General features: G+C 61.3%; 23 protein-coding genes and 4 tRNA genes. 8 read left to right on the forward strand and 19 right to left on the reverse strand.

Annotation, left to right across the window (positions count from 1 at the left end):
• The 4 genes from lpxK to M5B42_RS10205 form a co-directional block, all read right to left on the reverse strand.
• Complete coding sequence (gene lpxK / locus M5B42_RS10190; RefSeq protein ID WP_248745717.1) at positions 1-1,011, reverse strand: tetraacyldisaccharide 4'-kinase; 1,011 nt, start codon at positions 1,009-1,011, stop codon at positions 1-3.
• A complete protein-coding gene (locus tag M5B42_RS10195; RefSeq protein WP_103496757.1) occupies positions 1,011-1,439 on the reverse strand; it encodes a biopolymer transporter ExbD in 429 nt (142 codons plus the stop codon). Before M5B42_RS10195 ends, lpxK begins: the two co-directional genes overlap by 1 nt.
• Entirely contained in the window at positions 1,436-2,071 is a 636-nt protein-coding gene (locus M5B42_RS10200) for a MotA/TolQ/ExbB proton channel family protein (protein ID WP_177100317.1), read from the reverse strand. Before M5B42_RS10200 ends, M5B42_RS10195 begins: the two co-directional genes overlap by 4 nt.
• A gap of 116 nt (positions 2,072-2,187) precedes the next feature.
• Complete coding sequence (locus M5B42_RS10205; RefSeq protein WP_248745718.1) at positions 2,188-4,404, reverse strand: DNA internalization-related competence protein ComEC/Rec2; 2,217 nt, start codon at positions 4,402-4,404, stop codon at positions 2,188-2,190.
• 136 nt (positions 4,405-4,540) lie between these two features.
• Between M5B42_RS10205 and M5B42_RS10210 the strand changes: the two genes are divergently transcribed.
• Positions 4,541-5,062 carry a DUF2062 domain-containing protein gene (locus M5B42_RS10210; protein WP_152737138.1) on the forward strand — a complete coding sequence of 174 codons (522 nt, stop codon included), beginning with the start codon at positions 4,541-4,543 and terminating at the stop codon, positions 5,060-5,062.
• A gap of 6 nt (positions 5,063-5,068) precedes the next feature.
• Here the strand turns inward: M5B42_RS10210 and M5B42_RS10215 are convergent, their stop codons facing one another.
• The 3 genes from M5B42_RS10215 to M5B42_RS10225 form a co-directional block, all read right to left on the reverse strand.
• On the reverse strand, positions 5,069-5,848 hold the full coding sequence (locus tag M5B42_RS10215; protein ID WP_152737139.1) for an ABC transporter permease: 780 nt from the start codon (positions 5,846-5,848) through the stop codon (positions 5,069-5,071).
• The gene (locus tag M5B42_RS10220; protein ID WP_248745719.1) at positions 5,845-6,777 is read right to left on the reverse strand and encodes an ABC transporter ATP-binding protein; all 933 of its coding nucleotides are present in this window, start codon (positions 6,775-6,777) and stop codon (positions 5,845-5,847) included. The genes M5B42_RS10215 and M5B42_RS10220 overlap by 4 nt, the downstream gene beginning before the upstream one ends.
• A 133-nt stretch (positions 6,778-6,910) precedes the next feature.
• The gene (locus M5B42_RS10225; RefSeq protein WP_248745720.1) at positions 6,911-7,534 is read right to left on the reverse strand and encodes a glutathione S-transferase; all 624 of its coding nucleotides are present in this window, start codon (positions 7,532-7,534) and stop codon (positions 6,911-6,913) included.
• A gap of 308 nt (positions 7,535-7,842) precedes the next feature.
• Between M5B42_RS10225 and M5B42_RS10230 the strand changes: the two genes are divergently transcribed.
• Both M5B42_RS10230 and M5B42_RS10235 read left to right on the forward strand, forming a co-directional pair.
• Complete coding sequence (locus tag M5B42_RS10230) at positions 7,843-10,290, forward strand: acyl-CoA dehydrogenase (RefSeq protein WP_248745721.1); 2,448 nt, start codon at positions 7,843-7,845, stop codon at positions 10,288-10,290.
• 96 nt (positions 10,291-10,386) lie between these two features.
• Positions 10,387-10,794 (forward strand): PA2817 family protein, encoded by a 408-nt coding sequence (locus tag M5B42_RS10235; protein ID WP_100940784.1) that lies wholly within the window; start codon positions 10,387-10,389, stop codon positions 10,792-10,794.
• A 27-nt stretch (positions 10,795-10,821) separates the two neighbouring features.
• Here the strand turns inward: M5B42_RS10235 and M5B42_RS10240 are convergent, their stop codons facing one another.
• Positions 10,822-11,757: a LysR family transcriptional regulator gene (locus tag M5B42_RS10240; RefSeq protein WP_177094646.1), complete on the reverse strand. Its 936-nt coding sequence runs from the start codon at positions 11,755-11,757 to the stop codon at positions 10,822-10,824.
• A 103-nt stretch (positions 11,758-11,860) separates the two neighbouring features.
• Between M5B42_RS10240 and M5B42_RS10245 the strand changes: the two genes are divergently transcribed.
• A complete protein-coding gene (locus tag M5B42_RS10245) occupies positions 11,861-12,499 on the forward strand; it encodes a LysE family transporter (RefSeq protein ID WP_248745722.1) in 639 nt (212 codons plus the stop codon).
• Positions 12,500-12,676: 177 nt separating this feature from the next.
• The gene (locus M5B42_RS10250) at positions 12,677-14,416 is read left to right on the forward strand and encodes a dipeptidase (RefSeq protein ID WP_248745723.1); all 1,740 of its coding nucleotides are present in this window, start codon (positions 12,677-12,679) and stop codon (positions 14,414-14,416) included.
• A gap of 138 nt (positions 14,417-14,554) precedes the next feature.
• Here the strand turns inward: M5B42_RS10250 and M5B42_RS10255 are convergent, their stop codons facing one another.
• The 5 genes from M5B42_RS10255 to M5B42_RS10275 all read right to left on the reverse strand — a co-directional run bounded on the left by M5B42_RS10255 (position 14,555) and on the right by M5B42_RS10275 (position 15,379).
• Positions 14,555-14,755 (reverse strand): hypothetical protein, encoded by a 201-nt coding sequence (locus M5B42_RS10255; RefSeq protein WP_248745724.1) that lies wholly within the window; start codon positions 14,753-14,755, stop codon positions 14,555-14,557.
• Between the two features lie 210 nt (positions 14,756-14,965).
• Positions 14,966-15,041: transfer RNA gene (locus M5B42_RS10260), tRNA-Gly, on the reverse strand.
• 3 nt (positions 15,042-15,044) lie between these two features.
• Positions 15,045-15,120: transfer RNA gene (locus M5B42_RS10265), tRNA-Glu, on the reverse strand.
• A gap of 105 nt (positions 15,121-15,225) precedes the next feature.
• Positions 15,226-15,301 (reverse strand) — tRNA-Gly (locus M5B42_RS10270).
• A gap of 2 nt (positions 15,302-15,303) precedes the next feature.
• Positions 15,304-15,379 (reverse strand) — tRNA-Glu (locus tag M5B42_RS10275).
• A gap of 331 nt (positions 15,380-15,710) precedes the next feature.
• Here M5B42_RS10275 and M5B42_RS10280 point away from each other — a divergent pair.
• Positions 15,711-16,481 (forward strand): hypothetical protein, encoded by a 771-nt coding sequence (locus tag M5B42_RS10280; protein ID WP_177100331.1) that lies wholly within the window; start codon positions 15,711-15,713, stop codon positions 16,479-16,481.
• Positions 16,482-16,548: 67 nt separating this feature from the next.
• Here M5B42_RS10280 and M5B42_RS10285 read toward each other — a convergent pair whose 3' ends face one another.
• Entirely contained in the window at positions 16,549-16,893 is a 345-nt protein-coding gene (locus tag M5B42_RS10285; protein WP_152737145.1) for a YggL family protein, read from the reverse strand.
• A 231-nt stretch (positions 16,894-17,124) separates the two neighbouring features.
• Between M5B42_RS10285 and dacB the strand changes: the two genes are divergently transcribed.
• Positions 17,125-18,579 carry a D-alanyl-D-alanine carboxypeptidase/D-alanyl-D-alanine-endopeptidase gene (gene dacB, locus M5B42_RS10290; protein WP_152737146.1) on the forward strand — a complete coding sequence of 485 codons (1,455 nt, stop codon included), beginning with the start codon at positions 17,125-17,127 and terminating at the stop codon, positions 18,577-18,579.
• Positions 18,580-18,617: 38 nt separating this feature from the next.
• On the opposite strand, the gene rlmKL is transcribed toward dacB, so the two are convergent.
• Positions 18,618-20,885: a bifunctional 23S rRNA (guanine(2069)-N(7))-methyltransferase RlmK/23S rRNA (guanine(2445)-N(2))-methyltransferase RlmL gene (rlmKL, locus tag M5B42_RS10295; RefSeq protein ID WP_248745725.1), complete on the reverse strand. Its 2,268-nt coding sequence runs from the start codon at positions 20,883-20,885 to the stop codon at positions 18,618-18,620.
• Positions 20,886-21,501: 616 nt separating this feature from the next.
• On the opposite strand from rlmKL, the gene M5B42_RS10300 reads away from it, so the two are divergent.
• Positions 21,502-21,717, forward strand: a complete 216-nt coding sequence (locus M5B42_RS10300) for a ribosome modulation factor (protein ID WP_002553055.1) — start codon at positions 21,502-21,504, stop codon at positions 21,715-21,717.
• Positions 21,718-21,833: 116 nt separating this feature from the next.
• On the opposite strand, the gene M5B42_RS10305 is transcribed toward M5B42_RS10300, so the two are convergent.
• The 4 genes from M5B42_RS10305 to M5B42_RS10320 all read right to left on the reverse strand — a co-directional run bounded on the left by M5B42_RS10305 (position 21,834) and on the right by M5B42_RS10320 (position 24,497).
• Complete coding sequence (locus tag M5B42_RS10305) at positions 21,834-22,856, reverse strand: quinone-dependent dihydroorotate dehydrogenase (RefSeq protein WP_100940793.1); 1,023 nt, start codon at positions 22,854-22,856, stop codon at positions 21,834-21,836.
• A gap of 87 nt (positions 22,857-22,943) precedes the next feature.
• The gene (locus M5B42_RS10310) at positions 22,944-23,543 is read right to left on the reverse strand and encodes a winged helix-turn-helix domain-containing protein (protein ID WP_103499197.1); all 600 of its coding nucleotides are present in this window, start codon (positions 23,541-23,543) and stop codon (positions 22,944-22,946) included.
• Between the two features lie 193 nt (positions 23,544-23,736).
• Positions 23,737-24,045: an acyl carrier protein gene (locus M5B42_RS10315; RefSeq protein WP_152737149.1), complete on the reverse strand. Its 309-nt coding sequence runs from the start codon at positions 24,043-24,045 to the stop codon at positions 23,737-23,739.
• Positions 24,042-24,497: a SycD/LcrH family type III secretion system chaperone gene (locus tag M5B42_RS10320; protein ID WP_103499195.1), complete on the reverse strand. Its 456-nt coding sequence runs from the start codon at positions 24,495-24,497 to the stop codon at positions 24,042-24,044. Before M5B42_RS10320 ends, M5B42_RS10315 begins: the two co-directional genes overlap by 4 nt.
• Between the last annotated feature and the right edge of the window lie 34 nt (positions 24,498-24,531).

Here is a 24,531-nt window from a genome sequence, read left to right on the forward strand (position 1 = left end):
TTAGGGCAAGAGACGGTCGGGCAACAGGCGCAGCAGCTGGGTGTCGAACCAGGCCGTGAAGGCCTCGGACGGTAATGCATCCACCGCCAGGTACCACCAGTCGGGCGCCGCGAAGGCCCGGCATTTCACCGCATCCTTTTCGGTCATCACCAGTGGCAGCGTCGGTTCGAAGCTCAAGGCTGCGGCGCTGTACTCGGCATGATCGGCAAAGGCGTGGGGCACAGGCTGCCAGTGTAGCGTTTCAAGGGTGTTGAAGAAACGTTGCGGGTTGCCGATACCGGCGACCGCATGCACGGTCTGTCCGGGTGGAAAATGATCGACGGGCTTGCGCTCGCCGGTCAGCAGGTTGACCAGCGCCGTCGGCTGCAGGTGGAAGGCGAAGCCGTTGTCACGGTCCTCGCTGGCACCGTTGTAGAGCACGCCATCGACACTTTGCAGGCGTTCAATCGGTTCGCGCAGTGGGCCGGCGGGCAGGCAACGACCATTGCCCAGGCCCCGGACGGCATCGATCAGTACCAGTTCCAGGTCGCGGGCCAGGCGGTAATGCTGCAGGCCGTCGTCGGACAGGATCAGGTCGAGTTTTTCCGTCGCCAGCAAGGCCCGGACCGCTCGACTGCGGTCCGGGTCGATCATCAACGGCACGCCGTTGCGCTGGACGATCAGCAGCGGTTCGTCACCGGCCAGTGCCGCAGCCTGATCGGCTTGCACACGCCAGGGTAACTGCGGCGGCTTGGCACCGTAGCCGCGACTGACCACACCGACCCGCAGGCCGCGCTGCCGACAATGCTCGATCAACCAGAGAATCATCGGGGTCTTGCCGGTGCCGCCGACAGTGATATTACCCACCACGATCAACGGCACCGGCGGCTGGTAGATCATTCCTTCACCCGCGACGAAACGCGCACGCTTGCCGTCGACCACCCGCCGATACAGCCACTCCAGCGGACGCAGCAGGGTCAATGCCGGATGACCGTCGTACCAGGCGGCGAGCAGGCGCTCGGAGAAGCTCATCAGGGGGCCGGCGCCGCTTCGACAGTGGTCATGCGCAGATGGCTGAAACCCAGCTTGCCGGCCGCATCCATTGCGGTGATCACGGCCTGATGCTGGGTCTTGCCATCGGCGCTGATCGACAGTGGCAGGCTGGTATCGCCGCCGGACTCTTTCTGCACCGCGTCCATCAGGCTGGCCAGGTCATTGCTCGGCAGGCGCTGGTTGTTCACCGTGTAGACACCCTCGGCACTGATGGCGATATCCAGCTGCTTGGGAATATGGTCCTCGGCCGGCGAGCCGCTGACCGCCTGCGGCAAGTCGACCCGCAACTCGGTCTGGCGGGTAAAAGTGGTGGTGGTGACAAAAAACAGCAGCAGGACGAACACCACGTCGATCAACGACGTCACGTTGATATCCACGGGCTCCAGGGGCTTGCGGCGGAATTTCACGCTTTGCCCTCTGGCATGTCGACGTCGCGGTCGCCTTGCACCACCTCGACCAGCTTGATCGCTTCCTGCTCCATGCCCACTACCAGCTCATCGACCCGGCGCAACAGGAAACGATGGAAGAACACCGCCGGAATCCCGACCATCAAGCCCGAAGCCGTGGTGACCAGCGCCTTGGAAATCCCCCCGGCGAGCACGGCGGCATTGGTGGTCATGCCCGTACTCATGAACGAGCTGAAGATATCGATCATGCCCAGCACCGTACCCAGCAGCCCGAGCAAGGGCGCCATGGCGGCAATAGTGCCGAGGGCGCTGAGGTAGCGCTCCAGTTCGTGGATGACCCGGGCAGCGGCTTCCTGGATGCACTCTTTCATGATCTCGCGACCATGCTTGGAGTTGGCCAGGCCCGCGGCAAGGATCTCGCCCAGGGGGGAATCGGCGCGCAGTTGCTTGAGTTTTTCCTTGTCCAACTGCTTGTCCTTGATCCAGCGCCAGACCTGCCCGAGCAGATGCTCCGGGGTCACGCGGCTGGCCCGCAGCGTCCATAGGCGCTCGGCGACGATGCCCGTTGCAGCGATGGAGCTCAAAATGATCGGCAGCATCATCCAGCCGCCGGACTTGACCAATTCCCACACAGTGACAGTCCCCTCGAAAAAGTGCGCCACTCTAACATAGGGGTTGCGCGGGCCGAAGATCGTGATGACGCATGCCGGGGGACTTTAATAACCCAGGGTTATTGAAAGGCAGCGGGCTATTGCCGCCAGAAGCGTCGTGCGGCTTGCAAGGACCGCGGCTCGTCGAAACGCCCCAGCACCAGGCGCAGTGCGCCCTGCTCCGCGCTGTCGAAGATAGCCATGTCCAGAGCTTTGTAACGCGCGATGACCTGTGGGTGGGGATGACCGAAGGCATTGCCGCGCCCACGGGAAATCAGCACGCCGCGCGGGGCCAGACGTTGCAGGAAAACCATTGATGAGGAACTGCGGCTGCCGTGATGGGGCGACTGCAACCAATCGCTGGCAACGGCCAACGGACTCTCGAGAAAGGCCCGTTCGGCCTCGATATCGATATCGCCGGTCAGCAGTAGACGCTCACCATTGGCTTCGATCTGCAAGACGCAGGAGGATTGATTGCTGTCGCGGGCCAGAGGCCAGCGCCACAGGGAAAAGCGTACGCCATCCCACTGCCAGTGCCGGCCACTGACACACGGCTGGGCCTGCAACGCCGCTGGCAAACCCTCGACGTCGCCGCCGAGCACCTCGCTCACCGGCAAACCGCGTTGCACGGCCAGGGCCCCACCGGCGTGATCGGCATCGGCATGGCTGAGCAACAGCGTGTCGAGCCGGCGTACCCCCAGCTTGCGCAAGGATGGCAGCACCACCCGTTCGCCCTGGTCGAACTCGCCGAAGCGCGGTCCGGCGTCGTACAGCAGGCTGTGCTCACGGGTTCGGACAAGGATCGCCAGGCCCTGGCCGACATCCAGTTGCCAGACCTCGGCCTCGCCCTGGGCCACTGGCGTTGAAGGCGCGAATACCGCCAACGCCGCCAATGGCCACCCCAAGGGACGCAGAGGAATACCGGCCGGCAGCAACAGCAGCAGGATACCCAGGCCACTCAGCGCCCAGGCCCACAACGGAACCGCCGCCGGTATCCAGGCCGGCACTTGCGCGGCCAACCATTCGAGCCCTTGAAACAACCCAGCGAGCAAACCGCCGGCCAGCCACAGCAGCCCCTCGCCCAACCAGGGCAGCGGCAACAGCAGCGTGCCGAGCAGGGCCAAAGGCAATACCAACAGACCGATCAAGGGCACGGCGACCCAGTTGGCCAACGGCGCACTGAGACTGACCGGCAGGCCCAGCAACAGCAACGCCGGAAGCAGGCCGAGGGCAATCACCCATTGCCCCCGGCTCCAGCTCTGCCAGAAGCTCCAGGCACCCAGTCGCCCACTGAAGGTGAAGATCAGCACCGCCACGGCGGCAAAGGACAGCCAGAATCCCACCTGCAGACTCACCAGCGGGTCGAACAACAACACCAGGTTCAAGGCCGCCAGCAACGGCACCAGCGCCCCCAGATGGCGATAACGCAAACGCCACAACAGCACCATCGCAAGCATCACGCAGGCCCGGCGCACTGGCACGCCGAAACCCGCCAGCAGCGCATAGCCCAGCGCCGCCGCAAACGCCAGGCCACAGGCCCACGGCAACCAGGGCCAGCGGCCCGGCCACAGGCCATAACGCGCCAACCCGGCGATCAGGGCGTAGACCAATCCCGCGAGCAAGCCGATATGCTGGCCGGAAATCACCAGCAGATGCAGGGTGCCGGTGTCCTGCAGCACGCGCCAGGTCTGCATTGACAGTCCCGAACCGTCACCAAGCACCAGCGCCACCAAGGTGGCCGATTGCCCTTGGGCATCGACTTCCAGCAAACGCCGCCTGATCGTATCGCGCCAGGCACTACTGGCGGGCCCCAGCAATTGCCCATCCTTGATCGTGCCGGTCGCGCCGATACGCCGGGCGAGCAGCCAGGCCTCATAGTCGAACCCGGCGGGATTGAGCAAGCCGTGTCCACGCTTGAGCTGCACCGCCAGGCGCCAGCGCTCGCCGCTGCGCAGATCCGGGCCGCCGAACCAGGACAACCGCAAACGCGCCGGCAGCCGGGCCCGACGGGAAATCGCGCCGTCCAGTTCGAAGCGCACCACCTGTTCTCCCCGCTGCGGCAGACCGACCACCCGCCCTTCCACCCACAGGGTCTGGCCCTCCAACGCCGGCGCCAGTCGATCGTCCAGCGCCCGTTGCGCCTGGTAACAGGCCCAACTGAAGCCGAACAGGAATAACGCCAGCGGATAAGTGCGAAACGGCAACAACATCAAGCCGAGCATCGGCAGCACCAGCAACAGCCATCCAGGCGGCAGTTGCGGCAGGAATCGCAAGAGCACAAACCCCGCCGCCAGCGCCAACATCCCTGTTCGCATAAAGCACTCCTTGAACCCGTTCAGCTCTCGGAATAGCCGGGTTATGCGGACGGTGCTTTATTTACTGTCACAAAGTCTGAATCGGCCGCCCGTAAAATCCGGGCATACTGCCCGCCTGAACTGCCCGAGAAGCCTTATGCCGCGTCGCTTATTCAAACGCTACATGCCGGACCCGACCCGCATCAGGGAACACAAACACTTACGCTTTTTTGGTCCCCTGCTCCACGACCCGAACCTCTGGCACCTCAATCGGCACTCGGTGGCACGGGCCATGGCGGTGGGCTTGTTCGCGGCCTTGATGCCGATGCCCTTGCAGATGCTGCTGGCGGCATTTCTGGCGATTCTCGTGCGCGGCAATATGCCGATTGCCGTCAGCCTGGTGTGGCTGACCAATCCACTGACGATCCCGCCGATTTTCTATTGCGCCTACCAGCTCGGTGCCTGGTTGCTGCACGTGCCGCCCCGCGGCCTGCCGGATGAATTGACCTGGGCCTGGATCAGCGGGCAGCTGTCGACGCTCTGGCAACCGCTGTTGCTGGGTTCGCTGGTATTGGGAGTGGCGCTGGGCGCCCTGGGTTATTACCTGACCATGAGCTACTGGCGCTGGTGGGTGGCCAGGCAATGGAAGCGGCGCCTGGAACGACGCCGCCATCCATGAAACCCGTTACTGGCGCATACCGCGGCCACTGACCAGCAGTCGCGCGCAACCGATATAGAGGGCCAGGGTCGCCACGACCATAAAGGTGATGGCCACGCTGATGCGGATGTCCGACACCCCGAGAATGCCGTAGCGGAAAGCGTTGACCATATGCAGCACCGGGTTGGCCAGCGACACGGTCTGCCAGAACGGCGGCAGCAGGGTAATCGAGTAGAACACCCCGCCGAGGTAGGTCAGCGGCGTCAGCACGAAGGTCGGGATAATAGAGATATCGTCGAAGTTACGTGCAAAGACCGCGTTGATAAACCCCAGCAGTGAGAAGATCGTCGCCGTCAGTACCACCACCAGCAAGGTCACGCCCAGGTGATGGACCTGCAAATCGGTGAAGAACAGCGACAGCAAGGTCACGATAATCCCCACCATCAGCCCGCGCAGCACACCGCCCAGGGTGTAGCCGATCAGGATGGTATGGGGCGAGACCGGCGAAACCATCAATTCCTCGATGGAACGCTGGAACTTGCTGCCGAAGAAACTCGAGACCACGTTGCCGTAGGAGTTGGTGATCACCGACATCATGATCAGGCCTGGCACGATGTACTCCATATAGGTGAAACCACCCATGCCGCCGATCTGCCTGCCGATCAGGTTACCGAAGATCACGAAGTACAGGACCATGGTGATGGCCGGCGGCAGCAGGGTCTGCGGCCAGATCCGGGTAAAACGCCGGACTTCGCGGTAAACGATGGTGTTGAGGGCGACCAGGTTGGGTTGCAGTTCCGAACTCATACCGCCACCTTCGACAGGTTTTTTTCCACCAGGGACACGAACAGCTCCTCGAGGCGATTGGTTTTGTTACGCAGGCTCAGCACTTCGACCTGCTGCGTGGCCAGTTGCCCGAACAGCGCGGTGATGCCCACCGCCTTGTCGACCTGGACTTCCAGGGTGCGACTGTCGAGCAGCTTGCTCGGATAGCCGATCAGCTGGGGCGGCTGCTGCAGGTCATTCTTCAGGTCGAGCAGGAAGGTTTCCACATGCAGCTGGCTGAGCAACTGGCGCATGCTGGTGTTTTCGACGATGGTGCCGTGATCGATGATGCCGATATTGCGGCACAACTGTTCAGCCTCCTCCAGGTAGTGGGTGGTGAGGATGATGGTGATGCCTTTCTGGTTCAGCTCGGTGAGAAAGGTCCACATCGAACGACGCAGTTCGATGTCGACCCCGGCGGTCGGCTCGTCGAGGATCAGCAGGCGCGGTTCATGCACCAGTGCCCGGGCGATCATCAGCCGGCGCTTCATGCCGCCGGACAACGACCGCGACGGCACGTCGCGCTTGTCCCACAGGCCCAGTTGGGTCAGGTACTGCTCGGCGCGTTCCTTGGCGATTTTCGCCGGAATGCCGTAGTACCCGGCCTGGGTCACGACGATATCGAAGGTCTTCTCGAACTGGTTGAAATTGAACTCCTGCGGCACCACGCCAATGCAGCGCTTGAGTGCGGCGGGTTCGCGATCCAGGTCGTGACCGAACACCTTCACCGTACCGCTGGTCTTGTTCACCAGGGTCGAGAGGATGCCGATGGTCGTGGATTTGCCAGCACCGTTAGGGCCGAGCAAGGCGAAGAAATCACCTTCGGCGACATCCAGATCGATACCACTCAGGGCCTGGAAACCGTTGCCGTAGGTTTTGGTTAGCTGCCGGATGGACAGAGCGGAACTCATATCGGATTCATGCACCAAGAAGGGAGGAAAGAACTAAATAAGGGCACACCGTTTTGAATGCAACGGCGGCGAACCAGACGCATGGTGCTTGGCCTCGCCGCACAAGTACAGCAACCGGCGTTAATAGTGGCTATTAAGTCAACGCGGTCATGACCGCCCGCTGATAGGCCGGACGCTGTTTCAGGCGTTCGTACCAGGCACTCAAATGAGGCATCGGCGGGCGTTCGATGGACATTTCGAACCAGGCATAGATAAAACTGCCGAGGGGAATATCACCCATGCCGATCTCGTCACCCGACAGGTAGGGTCGCTCGGCCAGCGCCGCATCGACCCGCAGCAACAGGTCGGCGCAGATCTTCAGCGAAGCGTTGATCGCGGCCCAATCCTGTTGCTCGGCGGGGGTACGCAATACCCCCCAGAACACCCCGCGAAACGGGGTGGCAAAGGACGAGGTGGTCCAGTCCATCCACTTGTCCGCCTGGGCCCGTGCCTGCAGATCATTGGAGAACCAGTGGGAGCCGGCGGCATGCTTGGCGGTCAGGTAGCGCACGATGGTGTTCGATTCCCAGAGGACAAAATCACCGTCCTCGATCATCGGCACCAGCTTGTTCGGGTTTTTCGCACGATATTCGGGCGTATCGACGACACCGAACGCTCCGCCGGCATCCAGAGACTCGTAAGGCAGGCCAAGCTCCTCGGCACACCACAAGGCTTTCCTGACGTTCGACGAATTTTTCCTACCCCAGATTTTCAGCATGACCGCCTCTCTATGGATAAATGCCGACGCAGTCTACGCCCGAACAGCGCAGGCTCAAATCCTTGCGCACGAGGAAAGCAGCAGAGCGGATAACACGCGTCGTGATGCAGAGCGTGACGAAATCGACGAACTCCACCGACACGGGACGGTCACTATCGGTAGCCTGCTCACTTTTAGACCAGGCCGCCCGGGCCGTTACACTTGTAAACATGTGCCTACAGATTTGAACACACATCCCCAAGCCCTGTTTACCGGATGCCGACTAAGCTCAATCGGTGCTTTGGCGCTGTCTTTATGGAGGATTGAATATGCTGCTGTTGTGGATACTGGTACTGGTGATCGGCGTCGCCTGGCTGGCGCATCGCCGAATCGCTCCGCTTCCCGTACTCGGCATAGTCGCCGTCTACCTGATCGCGATGGGCCGGTTCGGCCATGGGCCGGGCGCTCTGATGCTGGTGCTGTGGGTGTTGCTGGCGGTGGTCGCGGCCGCGCTGTTGCTGCCCGACCTGCGCCGCAGGCTGTTCACTGCCCCACTGTTCGCCTGGTTCCGCAAGGTCCTGCCGCCCATGTCCGAGACCGAGCGCGATGCCATCGACGCCGGAACCGTCTGGTGGGATGGCGAACTGTTCAGCGGGCGCCCGGACTGGAACAAGCTGCTGGCCTATCCGAAGGTCCGGTTGAGCGAGGAAGAACAGGCGTTTATCGACGGGCCGACCGAAGAACTCTGCGCCATGGTCAGCGACTGGCAGATCGGCCAGGCCATGGACCTGCCGCCCAAAGCCTGGGCGCATATCAAGGAGCACGGCTTCTTTGCCCTGATCATCCCCAAGGAGTTCGGCGGCAAGGGCTTTTCAGCCTATGCCCACTCCCAGGTGGCGATGAAACTGGCGACCCGCAGCGGCGACCTCGCCTCCACCGTGATGGTACCCAATTCCCTGGGCCCGGCCGAACTGCTGCTGCATTACGGTACCGATGAACAACGCAATCACTACCTGCCACGCCTGGCCCGCGGCGACGATATCCCGTGCTTTGCCCTGACCGGGCCGCTGGCCGGCTCCGATGCTGGCTCCATGCCGGACACCGGGGTGATCTGCAAGGGCCAATGGCAAGGCGAGGAAGTCCTCGGCTTGCGCCTGAACTGGGAAAAGCGCTACATCACCCTCGGCCCGGTGGCGACCTTGCTCGGGCTGGCCTTCAAGGCCCATGACCCGGAGCATCTGCTGGGCGAAGAGGAAGACCTGGGCATCAGCCTCGCGCTGATCCCCACCGACACCCCGGGGGTCGAGATCGGCCGGCGCCACCTGCCCCTCGGCGCGGCCTTCATGAACGGCCCGAACTCGGGCAAGGACGTGTTCATCCCGTTGTCGTTCCTGATCGGCGGCCAGGACATGCTCGGCAAGGGCTGGATGATGCTGATGAACTGCCTGTCGGTGGGTCGCTCGATCTCCCTGCCGGCGGTGGGTACCGGCGCGGCCAAGTTCACCAGCCTGGTGACCGGCCAGTACAGCCAGGTCCGCGAACAGTTCAACGTACCGCTGGCCGCCTTCGAGGGCATCCAGGAAGCCCTGGCCCGCATCGGTGGCAACGCCTGGCTGATGGACAGCGCGCGGATGCTCACGGCCAATGCCGTCGACCTCGGCGAGAAACCCTCGGTGCTCTCGGCGATTCTCAAGTATCACCTGACCGAACGCGGTCGCGAGTGCATCGGCCATGCCATGGATGTGCACGGCGGCAAAGGCATCATCATGGGTCCGAACAACTACCTGGGCCGCAGTTGGCAGGGCGCGCCGATCTTCATCACCGTGGAAGGGGCGAACATCCTCTCGCGCAACCTGATGATCTTCGGCCAGGGCGCGATTCGCTGCCATCCCTTCGTCCTCAAGGAAATGGCCCTGGCCGCCCGCGAGGATCACGACCAGGCGCTGGTGGAATTCGACAAGTTGCTGCTCGATCATATCGGCTTTGCCGTCAGCAATGCCGCCAGCACCCTGGTCCTGAATCTCGGGCTCGGGCACTTCGAAGCGGCGCCGGGCAATCGCCTGAGCCAGGGTTATTTCCGCGCGTTGAATCGCCAGGCGGCGGCGTTCGCCCTGCTGGCGGACCTGTGCATGATGCTGCTGGGCGGCGAATTGAAGCGTCGCGAACGGCTGTCGGCACGCCTGGGGGATGTACTCAGCCATCTGTACCTGGCGTCGGCGGCGCTCAAGCGTTATCACGACCTGGACTCCCCGGACTATCTGCAACCGCTGTTCACCTGGGCCATGGAAGAGAGCCTCGGACACTCCGAACGGGCCCTCGACGAGTTGCTGAAAAACTTTCCGAACCGCGTGCTCGGCTGCCTGCTCCGAGTGGTGGTATTCCCCTTCGGTCGTCGACACACCGGCCCTTGCGACGAGTTGGATGCCGAAGTCGCCGCCGTGCTCGGTCGGGCCAAGGGCGATCCGGCGCTGGAAGCCGTGCTTGAAGGCTGCTACCGCCCGCAATCGGCAAGCGATCCGGTTGGAGCCCTGCAACACGCCTACGATTTGCTGGGCGCCAGCCATGCGCTGCAGAAAAAACTGCACGTCGCACTCAAGAGCGGCCAGGTCAAGCCGCGCGCCGAAGAGTCGGCCATCGATGCCGCCCTGGAGGCCGGCGTATTGCAACCGGCCGAAGCCGAAAGCCTGCGCCAGGCAGAAGCTGCCCGGCGCAAGGTGATCGACGTGGATGATTTCAGCAAGGAAGAACTACGCCCTGGCAAAGGCAAGGTCCGCTAGGTGCGCGGGTCAGGTGCCTGCTACGGAGCCTGACACGACAACGGGCGCCGAGAGCCTTATACTCTCGCGCCCGTTTTACCCTTGAGGACCCCTGTCATGTCCAACCTCGTTGCCGATCACCTGGTCCTGCTCGACCACCTGCGCAGCATTCTGGTCGCCGTCGGCGAAGCCGAGCAGGTCCCCGAAGAAAGTCACGCGCTGTTCCTCGAACGTTTCGATGAGTTGCGCGCGCAACTGCCGGTCGAACCGGTGGAAAGCCAGTACCTGGGCCAGGACCTGCTGTGCCAGGTGATCCTGCGTTATCCGCAAATTGCCCACCTGGTACCCCGCGACCTGCTGTGGTTCTTTGGCGGCGACTGCCTGCATTACATGCCGGATGACGAACTGGAGCTGTACCAGGCGCTGGAAGAGCGCCGCTATGAAGCCGAGCAGAACGACGAACCGTTCGACTGGAACCAGGAAAAGCAGCTGCTGGCGCTCTCGACCCAGGACAGCAAGCACTGATAAAAGCCGCTCCATCAGGCTGGGAGCCTACAGCGCCTTGCGCAATGTCGGCTCCCGGGCCAGACGCTCCACCAGGTAGTCGATAAACACCCGCAACTTCGGCGACAGGTAGGGTGTCGGCGTATACAGCAGCCAAAGGCCGCCATGATAGGAGGCCAGAAACGTCCAGGCCGGCAACACCTGAACGATCAAGCCCTGCTCCAGGGCATGCCGCGCCGTGAAATACGGCAGGCTGCCAATGCCGATATGCTGCAACACCGCATCCAGCCGCACCCCCGTGTGATTGGCCGCATAACGCCCGCGGACCCCGACGGTCACCGACTTGCTGCCCTGCCTGAACTTCCAGCGCGCGTCATTGGGCGTGTCCCCCAGATAGATGCAACTGTGCTCCAGCAGGTCATGGGGGTGCTGCGGCGTGCCGTGTTCAGCCAGGTACTGCGGCGTCGCGCAGAGCAGATGCTCGATGGGCATCAACTGGCGCCCTACCAGGCCGACCGGCGGATGATCGGTAATACGCAGGATCAGGTCGACATTGTCCTCGATCAGGTCCACCGGTCGATCTTCGAGAATCATCTGCACATCCACCTGTGGATAACGCCGCAGAAACTCCGGCATATGCGGATGCACGACAAAACGCCCCACCGCCTTCGGCACGCTGACCCGAACCAGCCCCTGGGCCTCGTGGGTGTACTGACCACTGATCTCCATCACCGATCGCGCCGCACTGACCATTTCCCGGCAGCGCTTGAAGGTCTCCTCGCCGCTGTCGCTCAGCCGCAATTTGCGTGTGGTGCGCTGCAGCAGGCGGGTCGCCAGGGCCTTTTCCAGACGGGAAATCGAGCGACTCACCGCCGAGGGCGATAAACCGAGCTGGCGCGCGGCTTCCGAGAAACTACCGGTCTCGACCACCTTGACGAAAATCGCCATTTCACTCAGCAACGCCAGCGGCAGATTGATGCTCATGACGCACAGGTCCATTGATATTTGATCGGATTATCACAGGCTAACAGCCTTTTTATACTGGCGACACCCAATCGACCTGACGACCATTCATCCCGGAATCACCATGAATCCCCACTATTTGAACGAATTCCTCGCCCTGGCGGCCATTCACTTTCTCGCCGTGGTCGCCCCTGGCCCCGACTTCGCCGTGACCATCCGTCAGAGCGTGCGCTTCGGCCGGCTGATCGGCGTGATCACCGCCCTCGGCATCGGTGCCGGGATCTCGGTGCATGTGCTCTATACCCTGCTCGGCGTCGGCGCCTTGATGCACAGCGCGCCCTGGCTACTGAATGTCGCCAAGGTGATCGGCGGCGGCTACATCCTCTACCTGGGCATCAACCTGCTGCGCAGCAAAGCCCGGGCGGCGCGCGCGGATTTCGGCCAGACCGCCGACGAGCTCCCCCAGCAGAGCCCGGCCAAGGCCTTTATGGTCGGCTTCCTGACCAATGCCACCAACCCCAAGGCCACCCTATTCTTCCTGGCGATCTTCACCACGGTGGTCAGCGCCTCGACCCCGCTGGAAATCCAGGCGCTCTACGGCCTGTGGATGTGCAGCGTCAATGCACTCTGGTTCATCCTGGTCAGCCTGCTGTTTTCCAGCGAGCGGGTCCGCCAGGCGTTCCTGAAAATGGGCCACTGGTTCGAACGCACCATGGGCGTGGTGCTGATTCTGTTTGCCGGGCGCCTGATGCTGTCTTTATAAGCAGCCCACCGACGAGGCCTTTGAGCGGGAAAAAATCCAGCGCGGTTTGCATTTCCTTAAGAAAAATCCCACACCAAGGGCTCCCGTACAGCGGCCCTATGGTGTTAGTTTGGAAAAATATCTGTCCTATCGATCAGATATCTCTCACAAACTGCTTGCAAAGGAATGCTTCCCGCAATGAATTTCCCACTCAAACACCTGGCCACCACCACCCTGATGCTGGCCAGCCTTTCGTTGTTCACCACGCCCGCACAAGCCAACATCGCCCCCCAACAGAACGCGGCCATCCTCAGCACCCTGAATGACGCATCGGTCACGGATTTCAGGCAGTTCCTCGCACGTCTGGGCAAGAGCGAGCTGGCCAAGACCGACGACCTCGGTCCGGCCATCAGCGCCTTCCTCGACAACAAGACCCTTCCCCCCGAACAGCAAAATGAGATCCATCGCCTGCTGGGCCTTTATGCACGGGTGAAATACGGCAATGCGGCCACCGAGACCTTGCGTGAGCTGGTAGCCATCCCGACCTTCCGCGTGGACGGCGTGGCCCAGCACGAGAATCCCGAATTCATCAGGATCGGCGAAAAAATCAAGGATCTGGCCCAGGCCTTCAACCTGAACTTTCGCAACATCGACAACCGCGTCTATGAAATTTCCCTGGATGGCAGCGGCGATGAAGTCGTGGGCATTCACGCCCATGCCGACGTGGTGCCGGTGACGCCGGAAAACTGGGTACTGAAAGACGGCACCCGCCTCGACCCGTTCAAGGTCACCCTGATCGGCGACCGCATGTATGGCCGGGGCACCGAGGATGACAAGAACGGCATCGTGGTGGCGCTCTACGCCATGAAAATCATCAAGGAAGAAAAGCTGCCACTGGCGAGAAACTTCAAACTGCTGGTGGACACCACCGAAGAAACCAGCGGCGACGCCATCCCCTATTACTTCGAACACAATCCGGTCCCCAACTACAATCTGGCGCTGGACGGCGGCTACCCGGTGGTGATTGCCGAGAAAGGCTACGGCACGGTCATGGCCAACTTTGCCCGACGCCAGGCCGAGGGCAAGGGTGCGGAGATCCTCTCGCTGACCGGGGGCATGGCCACCAACCAGATACCGTCGACGTCGGTCGCCACCCTGGCGAGTGACAAGCCCGCCGAACTGGCCGCCAGCCTGCAGCAGGCCGGTACTGACTATGCCAAGCGCAATGGCGGCAACTTCGAGATCAGCGCCAAAGTCGTCGGCAAGGAGATCAAGCTCACGGTCACCGGCGTTTCCGCCCACTCCTCCGAACCCGAGTCAGGGGTCAACCCGGTGGCGAGAATGCTGGACTTTATCAACAGCCTGGACGGCCAGATCGCGCTCAAGCACAACCACATCACCGACGCCGCCCGCTACGCCGCCGACAACTGGGGCCTGGACTACCTGGGTGGTAAATTGGGCGTGGGATTTTCCGATGTCTTCATGGGACCGCTGACGGCGTCCCTGACCTATGTCGGGATGGATGAAAAGACCTTCAAGCTCGCAGTCAACCTGCGGGTGCCGAAGGGCAAATCTCCGGAAACGCTCAAAGGCGAAATCGCCGGCAAGCTGAGCACTTGGAGCCAAAAGACCCACATTGCACCAGCCTTCAACTATTCGATCGCCGAACCGATGTACCGCAACCCCGAGGGGGAATGGGTCAAGGCATTGCTGGCCGTGGCCAGCGAGAACCTGGGCATGGAACACAAGTTCGGCACCTCGGCCGGCGCGACCTCGGTCCATGAGTTGCCCAATGGCGTGCAGTTCGGCCTGGCCAGACCTGAGGTCAAGTACACCGGCCACACCGACAACGAGTTCAAGAGCGTCGAGCAATTCCTCATGGACCTGCAGATCGTGACCGAGATGATGGGGCGAATCGGGCAGTTGCCCAAGCTCTGATCCCTCTCAGGACCCGCCCTTGCGGCGGGTCCACTGTCGCAGTCGAGCAGCCCCCACCTTAATCACCTAAAAAAGCGGAGCTCCGTAGAGCTCCGCCTTGAAAGAACCTCAAATCATTCAAACTGAATACCTACGAATTTACTCAGGTGTTGTGTACCAGCGACCGTCTTCGTGCTGATATTGATACTCTCCACCTTTTACAGAAACCCCCGCCTTCGTGTTGCTTGACTGAACTGACGTTCCACCACCCGTACCCGTCTGCCGAGTGGGGTCATTACCACCACTCATGAAACTAGGTGAGTCCTTGGGTGCGTCAACTGGATTGTTTGTATCGGCCATGACCTGTACTCCTTTGTGATTTACAGGAGTTTGTATTTTTTGTTTTTTCCAAGTATCTGGCTACTGTCAGAAATGACAGGTTTTTATATTTATTTGAAATTTTCACCCGCGCGAATACTTCTATCCACCCTTGCCAGGGTGCTACCTGCTCTGACTTAAAACGCACAAACAAAAACGCCGCTCATCACTGAGCGGCGTTTTTGTTGAATATGGAGCGGGAAACGAGACTCGAACTCGCGACCCCGACCTTGGCAAGGTCGTGCTCTACCAACTGAGCTATTCCCGCAAATGGCGTCCCCTAGGGGACTCGAACCCCTGTTACCGCCGTGAAAGGGCGGTGTCCTAGGCCACTAGACGAAGGGGACACGCTAACTGAAACACATGGTGTGTATTTCAGTGCCCAAATCCGACTCCGAAGAGATCGGTTCTGGTTTCACTCAGCCCCGCCCGAAAGCAGTGCTGTTTAAAAATGGAGCGGGAAACGAGACTCGAACTCGCGACCCCGACCTTGGCAAGGTCGTGCTCTACCAACTGAGCTATTCCCGCAATGGCGTCCCCTAGGGGACTCGAACCCCTGTTACCGCCGTGAAAGGGCGGTGTCCTAGGCCACTAGACGAAGGGGACACACTACAACATTCACTCCCTGCCGCGCTTCGCTGTGTGCTTTACGCTGCAAGTGGCGCGCATTCTATGGATGGATCGAAGGGTCGTCAACCCCCAAGGATAAATTTATTTAAATCAATGACTTCGCCACCCTTTACAGGCCTTTCCCGGCGCCCCTCGCGTCTGCCCCTTGGCGCCTATATTCTGGCGCCCGACAAGACGCTATAGTGATCGAGGGAAATAGTGGCGATGTGCTCTATCCCAGGCGCCATGCAGCGCGTCGATCAATGCTATCGGCGAAAACGCCAAGCCACTACACTCGTTCGCATTACACCTTGAAGAGGTCTTAACGGTGACACCACTCATGATCACCCTGCTGGTCGCAGCCGGGATCTTTCTCCTGATCGCCATCGGCTTCCTCAATCATATGGCTGAAAGCCGCAAACTCGAGAAGGCCCGAGTCAAGGTCGAACTCAACGACCGCCTGCGTCGTTGCGGCGAAATCACCGAGACCTTTCCCGGCCAATTGATGAGCCCGGCCCTCAAGCTGCTGCTGACACGCCTGGAACTCAACGTGAACCAGCGCCTGTTGAATATGGACAAGACCAACAGCAAGTTCAGGGCTCGGGTGACCGAACTCACGGCGCTGGTCAGCCAGGGTGAGTCGATTCCGATCAACAACCCGCCCGGCCCGATCCAGACCGAAGCCAAGGCCAAGGATGTACGTTTCCTCCTTGAAGCCCTGCACGGCCAGATCACCCGTGCCGCCCAGGACGGTTTCCTCCCCGCCACCGAAGCCAAGCACTGGATCCGTGAAGTGCGGCATATCCTGGTCTTGCTGCATATAGAGTTCTTCAACAATCTCGGCCAGCATGCCCTGCAACAGGAACAACCGGGGCAGGCGCGCCTGGCCTTCGAGCGTGGCGTGCAATACCTGCGCAAGCAGCCTGAACCGGCTGTCTATAACGAACAGCTGATCTTCATGGAGAAGCTGCTGGCCCGGGCCAACTCCATGGTGCTCACCAACATCAAGCCTACCGAAGAAGACGTCAACGAACTGACCCAGGGCCTGAAGGACGTCGAGGCCGACGCCGACTGGAAGAAGAAAGCCATCTACGATTGATCAAATCCCAGGCATAAAAAAACGGACAAGCCAGGCTTGTCCGTTTTTTTATGTACTGACCGGGAAATCAGGCGACCGGATTGATCGGCTTGTCCGGGTACCAGACGTCCATCAACGGGCTGACTTCAACGGAGGTCAGTTCGCTGCGGGTCTTGAGCCAGGCTTCAACGTTAGCGCGTTGTTCAACGCTGACCGAGCCACGTTTCTGCAGGCAAACCAGACCGTAGTCATCGCCGCCGACATAGCCCAGACCGTTGGCTTCCATCGCTTCTTTCAGGAATGCGTCGAGGAAAACGTCGATAGCCTCTTCACTCAGGTCTTCTTTGAAATCCAGGTTCAGCTCAAAACCCAACTCCTGAAATTCATCGACGCACAGCTTTTTGCGCAGACGCTGGGAACGGTTAGTCGCCATGAAACAATCCTCAAAAGTAATAACGGGCGGCACTTTATCAGTTTAAGGCTGCAATTGCCCGGATCTGTGGCGACAGCTGGTCGATCCGTGGAAAAAAATCAGCCATGCGCGGCTGGCCCAAGGCCCAAGCTTGATTGCCTTCGGGCATAATGCCGTCACTTTCACGACCATTGAGGGATTTTTCTCCACATGCCCTCGTATTTTCCCCTCGACGGTAGGGCTCTACTTCATATGATCAAATCTTTACGTCCGCTGCTGCTCGCCGGCCTTCTCCTTCCCCTGGCCTTCCCCACTTACGCAGCGCCCGTCAACACCACCCTATCTCCCAAAGTCCAGCAGGCGCTCAGAGCCAGCAAGCTGCAAAACGACGCCTTGTCCCTGATGCTGGTGCCACTCGACGGCCCAGGCGTGCCCACCGCGGTCAATGCCGACGTATCGGTGAACCCGGCCTCGACCATGAAGCTGATCACCACCTACGCCGCCCTGGAAATGCTCGGCCCCAACCATCAGTGGAAAACCGAGTTCTACACCGATGGCCCCCTGAGCAACGGCGTCCTGCAAGGCAACCTGTACCTCAAGGGCGGCGGCGATCCGAAGCTGAACATGGAAAAGCTCTGGCTGCTGATGCGCGACCTGCGCGCCAACGGCGTGAACCAGGTGACCGGCGATCTGGTCCTCGACCGCAGTTTCTTCATCCAGCCGCAGTTGCCGGAGTTCAATGACGACGGCAACGACGAGAACAAGCCGTTCCTGGTCAAGCCCGATGCGCTGATGGTCAACCTCAAGGCCCTGCGCTTCGTCGCACGCAACGACTCGGGCAAGGTACTGGTCTCGGTGGAACCACCGATTGCCAGTATCCGTATCGACAACCAGGTCAAGGCGGTCAATGCCAAACAGTGCTCCGGCGACGTGCGCTACAACCCGGTGGCCCAGGATGACGGCAGCACCCTGGTCACCGTCAGCGGCCAACTGGCCGAAGGCTGCAGCTCGCAGACCTACCTGTCACTGCTTGACCATCCGGCCTACGCCGCCGGTGCCGTACGCGCCATCTGGCAGGAACTGGGTGGCAGCATCCATGGCAAGGACCGTTCCGACGTGGTGCCCAAGAGCGCACGCCTGCTGGCCCGGGCCTATTCGCCGGACCTGACGGAAATCATCCGCGACATCAATAAATACAGTAACAACACCATGGCCCAGCAACTGTTCCTGAGCCTGGGGGCGGAGTATCGCAACGATGCCGACGGCGATGACGCCAAGGCGGCGCAGCGGGTGGTGCGTCAGTGGCTGGCGAAGAAAGGCATTATCGCGCCGCACCTGGTGATGGAGAACGGTTCCGGGCTGTCCCGTGCCGAACGGGTCAGTGCGCGGGAAATGGCGAGCATGCTGCAGTCGGCCTGGAAGAGCCCCTATGCCGCGGAGTTCATCAGTTCGCTGCCGATCGTCGGTACCGACGGCACCATGCGCAAGCGCCTGAAGCAGACAGCCATGCGGGGCGAGGCGCATATCAAGACCGGGACCCTGAACACCGTGCGTGCCATCGCCGGCTTCAGCCGCGACGATAACGGCACCACCTGGGCGGTGGTGGCGATTCTCAACGACCCGAAACCCTGGGGGGCCTCGTCGGTGCTAGACCAGGTGTTGCTGGACCTGTACCGCCAGCCCAACGTGGCCGGCTCGGACGAATAACCCGGGACCTGGACATCAGGGCCCGGGATCCGTGGTGATCAGCGGGCGCTGATTTTCCAGGCGCGGTGGATCTTGCTGTTGCGGGCGAAATCCGGGTCCAGGGTCTGGGCACTGATTTCCTCGACGGCATAACGTGTCGCCAGGTGCTCGTCCAACTGGAACTTGCGGAAGTTGTTCGAGAAATACAGCACGCCGCCCGGTGCCAGGCGCGCCACGGCCAGGTCGAGCAACTGCACGTGGTCACGCTGGACGTCGAACACGCCTTCCATGCGCTTGGAGTTGGAGAAGGTCGGCGGGTCGATGAAGATCAGGTCGAACTCATCGCGACTGGCCTCGAGCCAGGCCATCACATCCCCCTGCTCCAGGCGGTTCTTGTCGGAGAAACCATTGAGCGACAGGTTGCGCCGCGCCCAGTCCAGGTAGGTTTTCGACAGGTCGACGCTGGTGGTGGTGCGCGCACCGCCCTTGGCCGCGTGCACACTGGCGGTCGCGGTGTAGCAGAACAGGTTGAGGAAGCGTTTGCCGGCCGCCTCTTTCTGGATCCGCAGGCGCATCGGCCGGTGGTCGAGAAACAGACCGGTGTCGAGGTAATCGGTCAGGTTGACCAACAACTTGACGCCACCTTCGTTGACCTCGGTGAACTTGCCCTGGGCGCTCTGGCGCTCGTATTGCTTGGTGCCGCTCTGGCGCTCGCGGCGCTTGATGATCACGCGGCTCTTGTCGACATTCAGCGCCTGGGGAATCGCCGCCAGGGCATCGAACAGGCGGGCCTGGGCCTTTTCCGGATCGATGGACTTGGGCGCGGCGTATTCCTGGACGTGCACCCAGTCGTGGTACAGGTCGATGGCCAGCGAGTATTCCGGCATATCGGCGTCGTACACCCGATAGCAGTCGACGCCTTCACGCCGGGCCCACTTGCCCAACTGTTTGAGGTTCTTCTGCAGACGGTTGGCGAACATCTGCCCGCCTTCGCTCAGGCGCGCCTGCTCGACCACTGGCGCGGGAACCGGCGCTGGCTTGATCGGATTGCCGTTCTTGTTGAATTTCGGTGCTTCAGCCACTTCCTGCGCCAGGACTTCAGCCTGCTCGCGCTCGATCTGGCGCTGTTCCGGTGTGCGACGCTCGCCAGTGACGAACTGATCCGGCAGGACCTTGATCAACAACAGCTTGCATGGCAAGGCGCCGTTCCAGAACGAGTACTGCTTGTGGCTGCGAATGCCCATGCGCTTGCCCAGGTCCGGGGCACCGGTGAACACTGCCGCCTCCCAGTTCAGGCAGGACTGGCGCAGGCGCTCGCCAAGGTTCTGGTAAAGATAGAGCAGGCTGGCTTCGTCGCCCAGGCGTTCGCCATAGGGCGGGTTGCAGATCACCAGGCCTGTCTGGTTCTGGTCCGGGCGCGGCTCGAAGGTTGCCACCTCACCCTGGTAGACCTTGATCCATTCGCTCAGGCCGGCACGCTCGATGTTGTTGCGCGCAGGCTGGATCAGTCGCGGATCGGCTTCATAACCACGAATCCACAGCGGCGGCTTGGCCAGGCCGGCTTCGGCACGCACGGTGGCTTCCTCGTGAAGCTTTTTCCACAGCGCCGGTACATGCCCGAGCCAGGCGTCGAAGCCCCAGTGAATGCGGTTGAGGTTGGGCGCCATATCGGCGGCGATCATCCCGGCTTCCACCAGGAAGGTCCCGACACCACACATCGGGTCGGCCAGGGCCCCGCCTTCGGCGGCAATCCGCGGCCAGCCGGAGCGGATCAGGATCGCCGCCGCGAGGTTTTCCTTCAGCGGCGCGGCGCCCTGCTGCAGACGATAGCCACGCTGGTGCAGGCTGTGGCCGGACAGGTCGAGGGAGAGGATCGCTTCGCCACGGTCCAGGCGCAGGTGAATGCGCAGGTCCGGGCTGATCTTGTCGATGGACGGACGCTCGCCGGTCGGGGTGCGCAGCTTGTCGACAATCGCATCCTTGACCTTCAAGGCGCCGAAATGGGTGTTGTCGATGCCCGAACCATGGCCGCTGAACTCAACGGCCAGGGTCCCGTCGCAGACCATATGGTCCTGCCAGTCGACGTCGAGCACGCCGTGGTAAAGGTCCTCGGCGTCCTTCATCGGGAAGCGCTTGAGCACCAGCAGCACGCGGTTGGCCAGTCGCGACCAGAGACACAGGCGATAGGCGGTCTCCATATCGGCCGTGCCGCGAATGGCCGAGGTGTGCTCGCGCGCCTCCTCAAGGCCAAGCCCGACGGCTTCCTCAAAAAGCAGGCCTTCAAGGCCCTTGGGGCAAGTGAGGAAGAGTTCGTAACGATCCGACATGGGAATTCCAGGGCTTATAGCCTTCAAGGAACGGGCAAACGCATCGCCCGCTCGGTTTCGATCAAGCGCTTTTCTCGAAGAGCGCTCGTGTGGCGCACCATTGCGCCTGTCCACCCAGGCAGATCCTTCAACCCTTGGATTGAAAGAACCTTGATGCCTGGACAGCTCAACTCTCGTAATAAAAACTCTTTTTAACAAAACTCTCGTAACAAAAAGTCACATCGCGACCCTTCGTCGAATAATACCTGACGACAACGGGTCGGTATTCGCAGTAGAGAATGAAACTCATCATTCATCTAAGGGCTGATCGTAGCTGGGTTTTCTCCAGCAATACGAGCAAACGGCCATCACATCTTATGGCCTTAACACCATTATCGTTACGTCCTTATGACAAAACGGTCATTCACACGCCCCTGCGCATTGGTTAGAACTCACAACAGGTTGACGTCGCAATGGCGTCAACACCCCGCCCTACCGCGAAATCGCCCAAGCGCTTTTGCGTACCAGGGCGGAGCTCGCCACGCCGGCAGCGAGCACCAACGGCAGATGCATTCTGCCCGACTTCGCCAAGAGGTCGACGGGACATATAACAGTCAACCAGTGAGGGCAACACCCTATGAGAAGACTTAAGCGTGATCCGTTGGAAAGAGCATTTTTACGCGGATATCAATACGGCGTTCATGGCAAATCCCGCGAGCTTTGCCCCTTTACTCTACCGTCGGTGCGCCAAGCCTGGATCAATGGCTGGCGAGAAGGACGCGGCGACAACTGGGACGGTATGACCGGCACTGCGGGAATCCACAGACTCAACGAACTTCACGCTGTCGGCTGATCAGGGCACATTCCGACATGACAATTTGAGCAACAACCGACTTACCATGCACGCCCCATCCGGGCGGCGGGCTTCGGCCCAGGGGCTCCTACGGAGCCCTTTTTAATGCCGCAGGCTTAACGCCGCAACGCCGCGATGGCATCCACCGACTGGCGAATCAACGCCGGCCCCTTGTAGATGAACCCCGAATACACCTGCACCAGGCTGGCCCCGGCGGCGATCTTCTCAGCCGCGTGCTCCCCCTCGGTGATACCGCCCGCCGCGATGATCGGCAAACGCCCGGCCAGTTCAGCAGCCAGCACCTTGACGGTATGGGTGCTCTTCTCGCGTACCGGCGCGCCGGACAGGCCACCGGCCTCGTCGCCGTGGGCCAGGCCTTCGACACCGACACGGCTCAGGGTGGTGTTGGTGGCGATCACCGCGTCCATGCCCGACTCCAGCAACGCCTGGGCTACCAGCACGGTCTCTTCGTCGGTCATGTCCGGAGCGATCTTGATCGCCAGCGGGACGTATTTGCCATGCTGCTGGGCCAACTGTGCCTGGCGCACGCGCAGGGCCTCGAGCAGTTGCTTGAGCGAATCGCCGAATTGCAGGCTGCGCAGGCCCGGGGTGTTCGGCGAACTGACGTTGACCGTCACGTAGCTGGCATGGGCATAGACCTTGTCCAGACAGATCAGGTAATCATCGACGGCACGCTCCACCGGCGTGTCGAAGTTCTTGCCGATATTGATGCCGAGGATGCCGCTGTAGCGTGCGGCGCGCACCCGCGACACCAGGTTGTCCACCCCCAGGTTGTTGAAGCCCATGCGATTGATGATCGCCTCGGCCTGGGGCAGGCGGAAGATCCGTGGTTTCGGATTGCCCGGCTGCGGCCGTGGCGTCACCGTGCCGATTTCAACGAAACCGAAGCCCAGTTGGGCAAAACCGTCGATGGCCGCACCGTTCTTGTCCAGGCCCGCGGCCAGGCCCACCGGGTTGGGAAAGTCCAGGCCCATGACCGTCACCGGGTTCGACGCCGGAGCCTTGCACAACAGGCTGTTAAGCCCCAGCCGCCCACCCGCGCCGATCAGGTCCAGGGACAAATCGTGGGAGACTTCCGGAGAAAACTTGAACAACAACTGGCGGGCCAGGTTATACATGGGCGGGCTTGACTCGGATGGCGGCGATAGTGGCCGGCGATTATAGCCGGGCCCCGGCAAAAACCATAGGCGCACCACGAGCCTGACTTATCCGCAAGGCGGCAATGCGGTTGCCTCGGCGCAACCTTGCAGGCTGGTGACCAGGGCCAGGCGGGCCAGCGCCTGGTGATTGCCGGCTTCCAGCTCCAGGACCCGGGCGACCGCCGCCCGGGCCTGCTCGACCCCCGCGCCGCGATCACACAGCCCCAGCATCGACAGGGCCAGCCAGGTATCGGCCAGTTGCAGCGCACTCCAGGGCTCGCAACAAGTGGCCACCCGCTCGGTCGGCAAGACGCTCAGAGGGTCCCCCAACACCGGCAGCAACGGCACCACCGGGCCGGTAAAGCGATAGCCCTTGCCGTAGACGGTGGCGATATAGCCCTTGCTCTCCTCGAGCAACTTGCGCAGCACATAGATACAGCGCGTCAGCGACTCCTCGGCCGCGTCCATGCCCGGCCAGACGCTGTCGAGCAAGCGGTCCTTGGTCACCAGTCGTCCAGCCGAACCCAGCAACAGGCGCAGCACCTGCAACTCCTTGGGCGGCAGATGAATTCCCCGGCCGCACCTCACCAGGTTTCCATCGCTTTGCAATATCCATTGGCCAAAGACGAAGGTTTGTCGCGGAGTCTTTCCAGTGGCGCTGTCCATAACCTCGACGCAATCCTCTATAGAGATGTACGACCATTCAAAAATAAACCCGGGAAAAGGGTCTATTCACGAGGAACGTCACGACTATAGGAATTCACATCGAGCCATGTCGGTAGGACATTTCCCGCATAGAAAAGGAATATTCAACAAGATGGCAGCACCGACAAAACCTACAGGCTCAAGGCTGATTCCTTCATACAAACTGCGCCCTAATGCAGGAACTCTGGTAGCTCCCCGCCTCTCCCCGGGCATTTCCTACAAGGCGACACAGATCAGCCACAGTCCGCCAGCGCCCGACCTCGTCGATTGACAGCCTGATACGAAACGCCGCATTGAGCCGCTCAACCAGCTCGGCAAAGTCGACGTCGCCACTGCCCAGGTCTTCGAGCAGTCTCGACTCGAAACGGATCTTTCTGCGTGGCAGTGAAAAATGCTCGGCCAGCAACACCATCACCTGTTGCTCGATAAAGTAGTCACACTCTCCCGGAACCAGGTAACTCATAGACTCGCTTTCCCGCAAACCGCGCCGGAACATGACGGCATGGAGCCCGCCTGCAAATCCTCGAGATAGGCCCGCGAGCGCCGTGGCAGCTCGCCATCAACCGCCTGCCTGAGCACATAGTCGAAACAATCCCGAGCCTTGGCCTGCGCGCCAAGCGCCAGTTGACACTCGCCGGTATAGAACATCGGCCGGTAGTCGCCACGGTCCTGGGCAAACGCCACCGCATACAGCTCGATGGCCTTGCGGTAGTGCCCGGAGACCTGATAGACCGCCGCCAGCCCCATCCAGTAATGGCTGTTGTAAAAGTCGTAGATACACAGGAAACGGAAGAGTTTTTCCGCTTCCTCCAGGCGTCCTTGCTCCTGGAACTGGCAGGCATGGGCATAAAGGCCCTGCACCTGTTCGTTACCGGTTTCGCTCATCTCCTTGAGCGCCTCTTTCGGGCTACACATCGCCACACCCCCGAGGAACACGTCAGTTGCTGAC

The sequence above is a fragment of the Pseudomonas sp. MWU12-2037 genome, from assembly GCF_023242345.1.
GTDB classification, from domain to species: domain Bacteria; phylum Pseudomonadota; class Gammaproteobacteria; order Pseudomonadales; family Pseudomonadaceae; genus Aquipseudomonas; species Aquipseudomonas gingeri_D.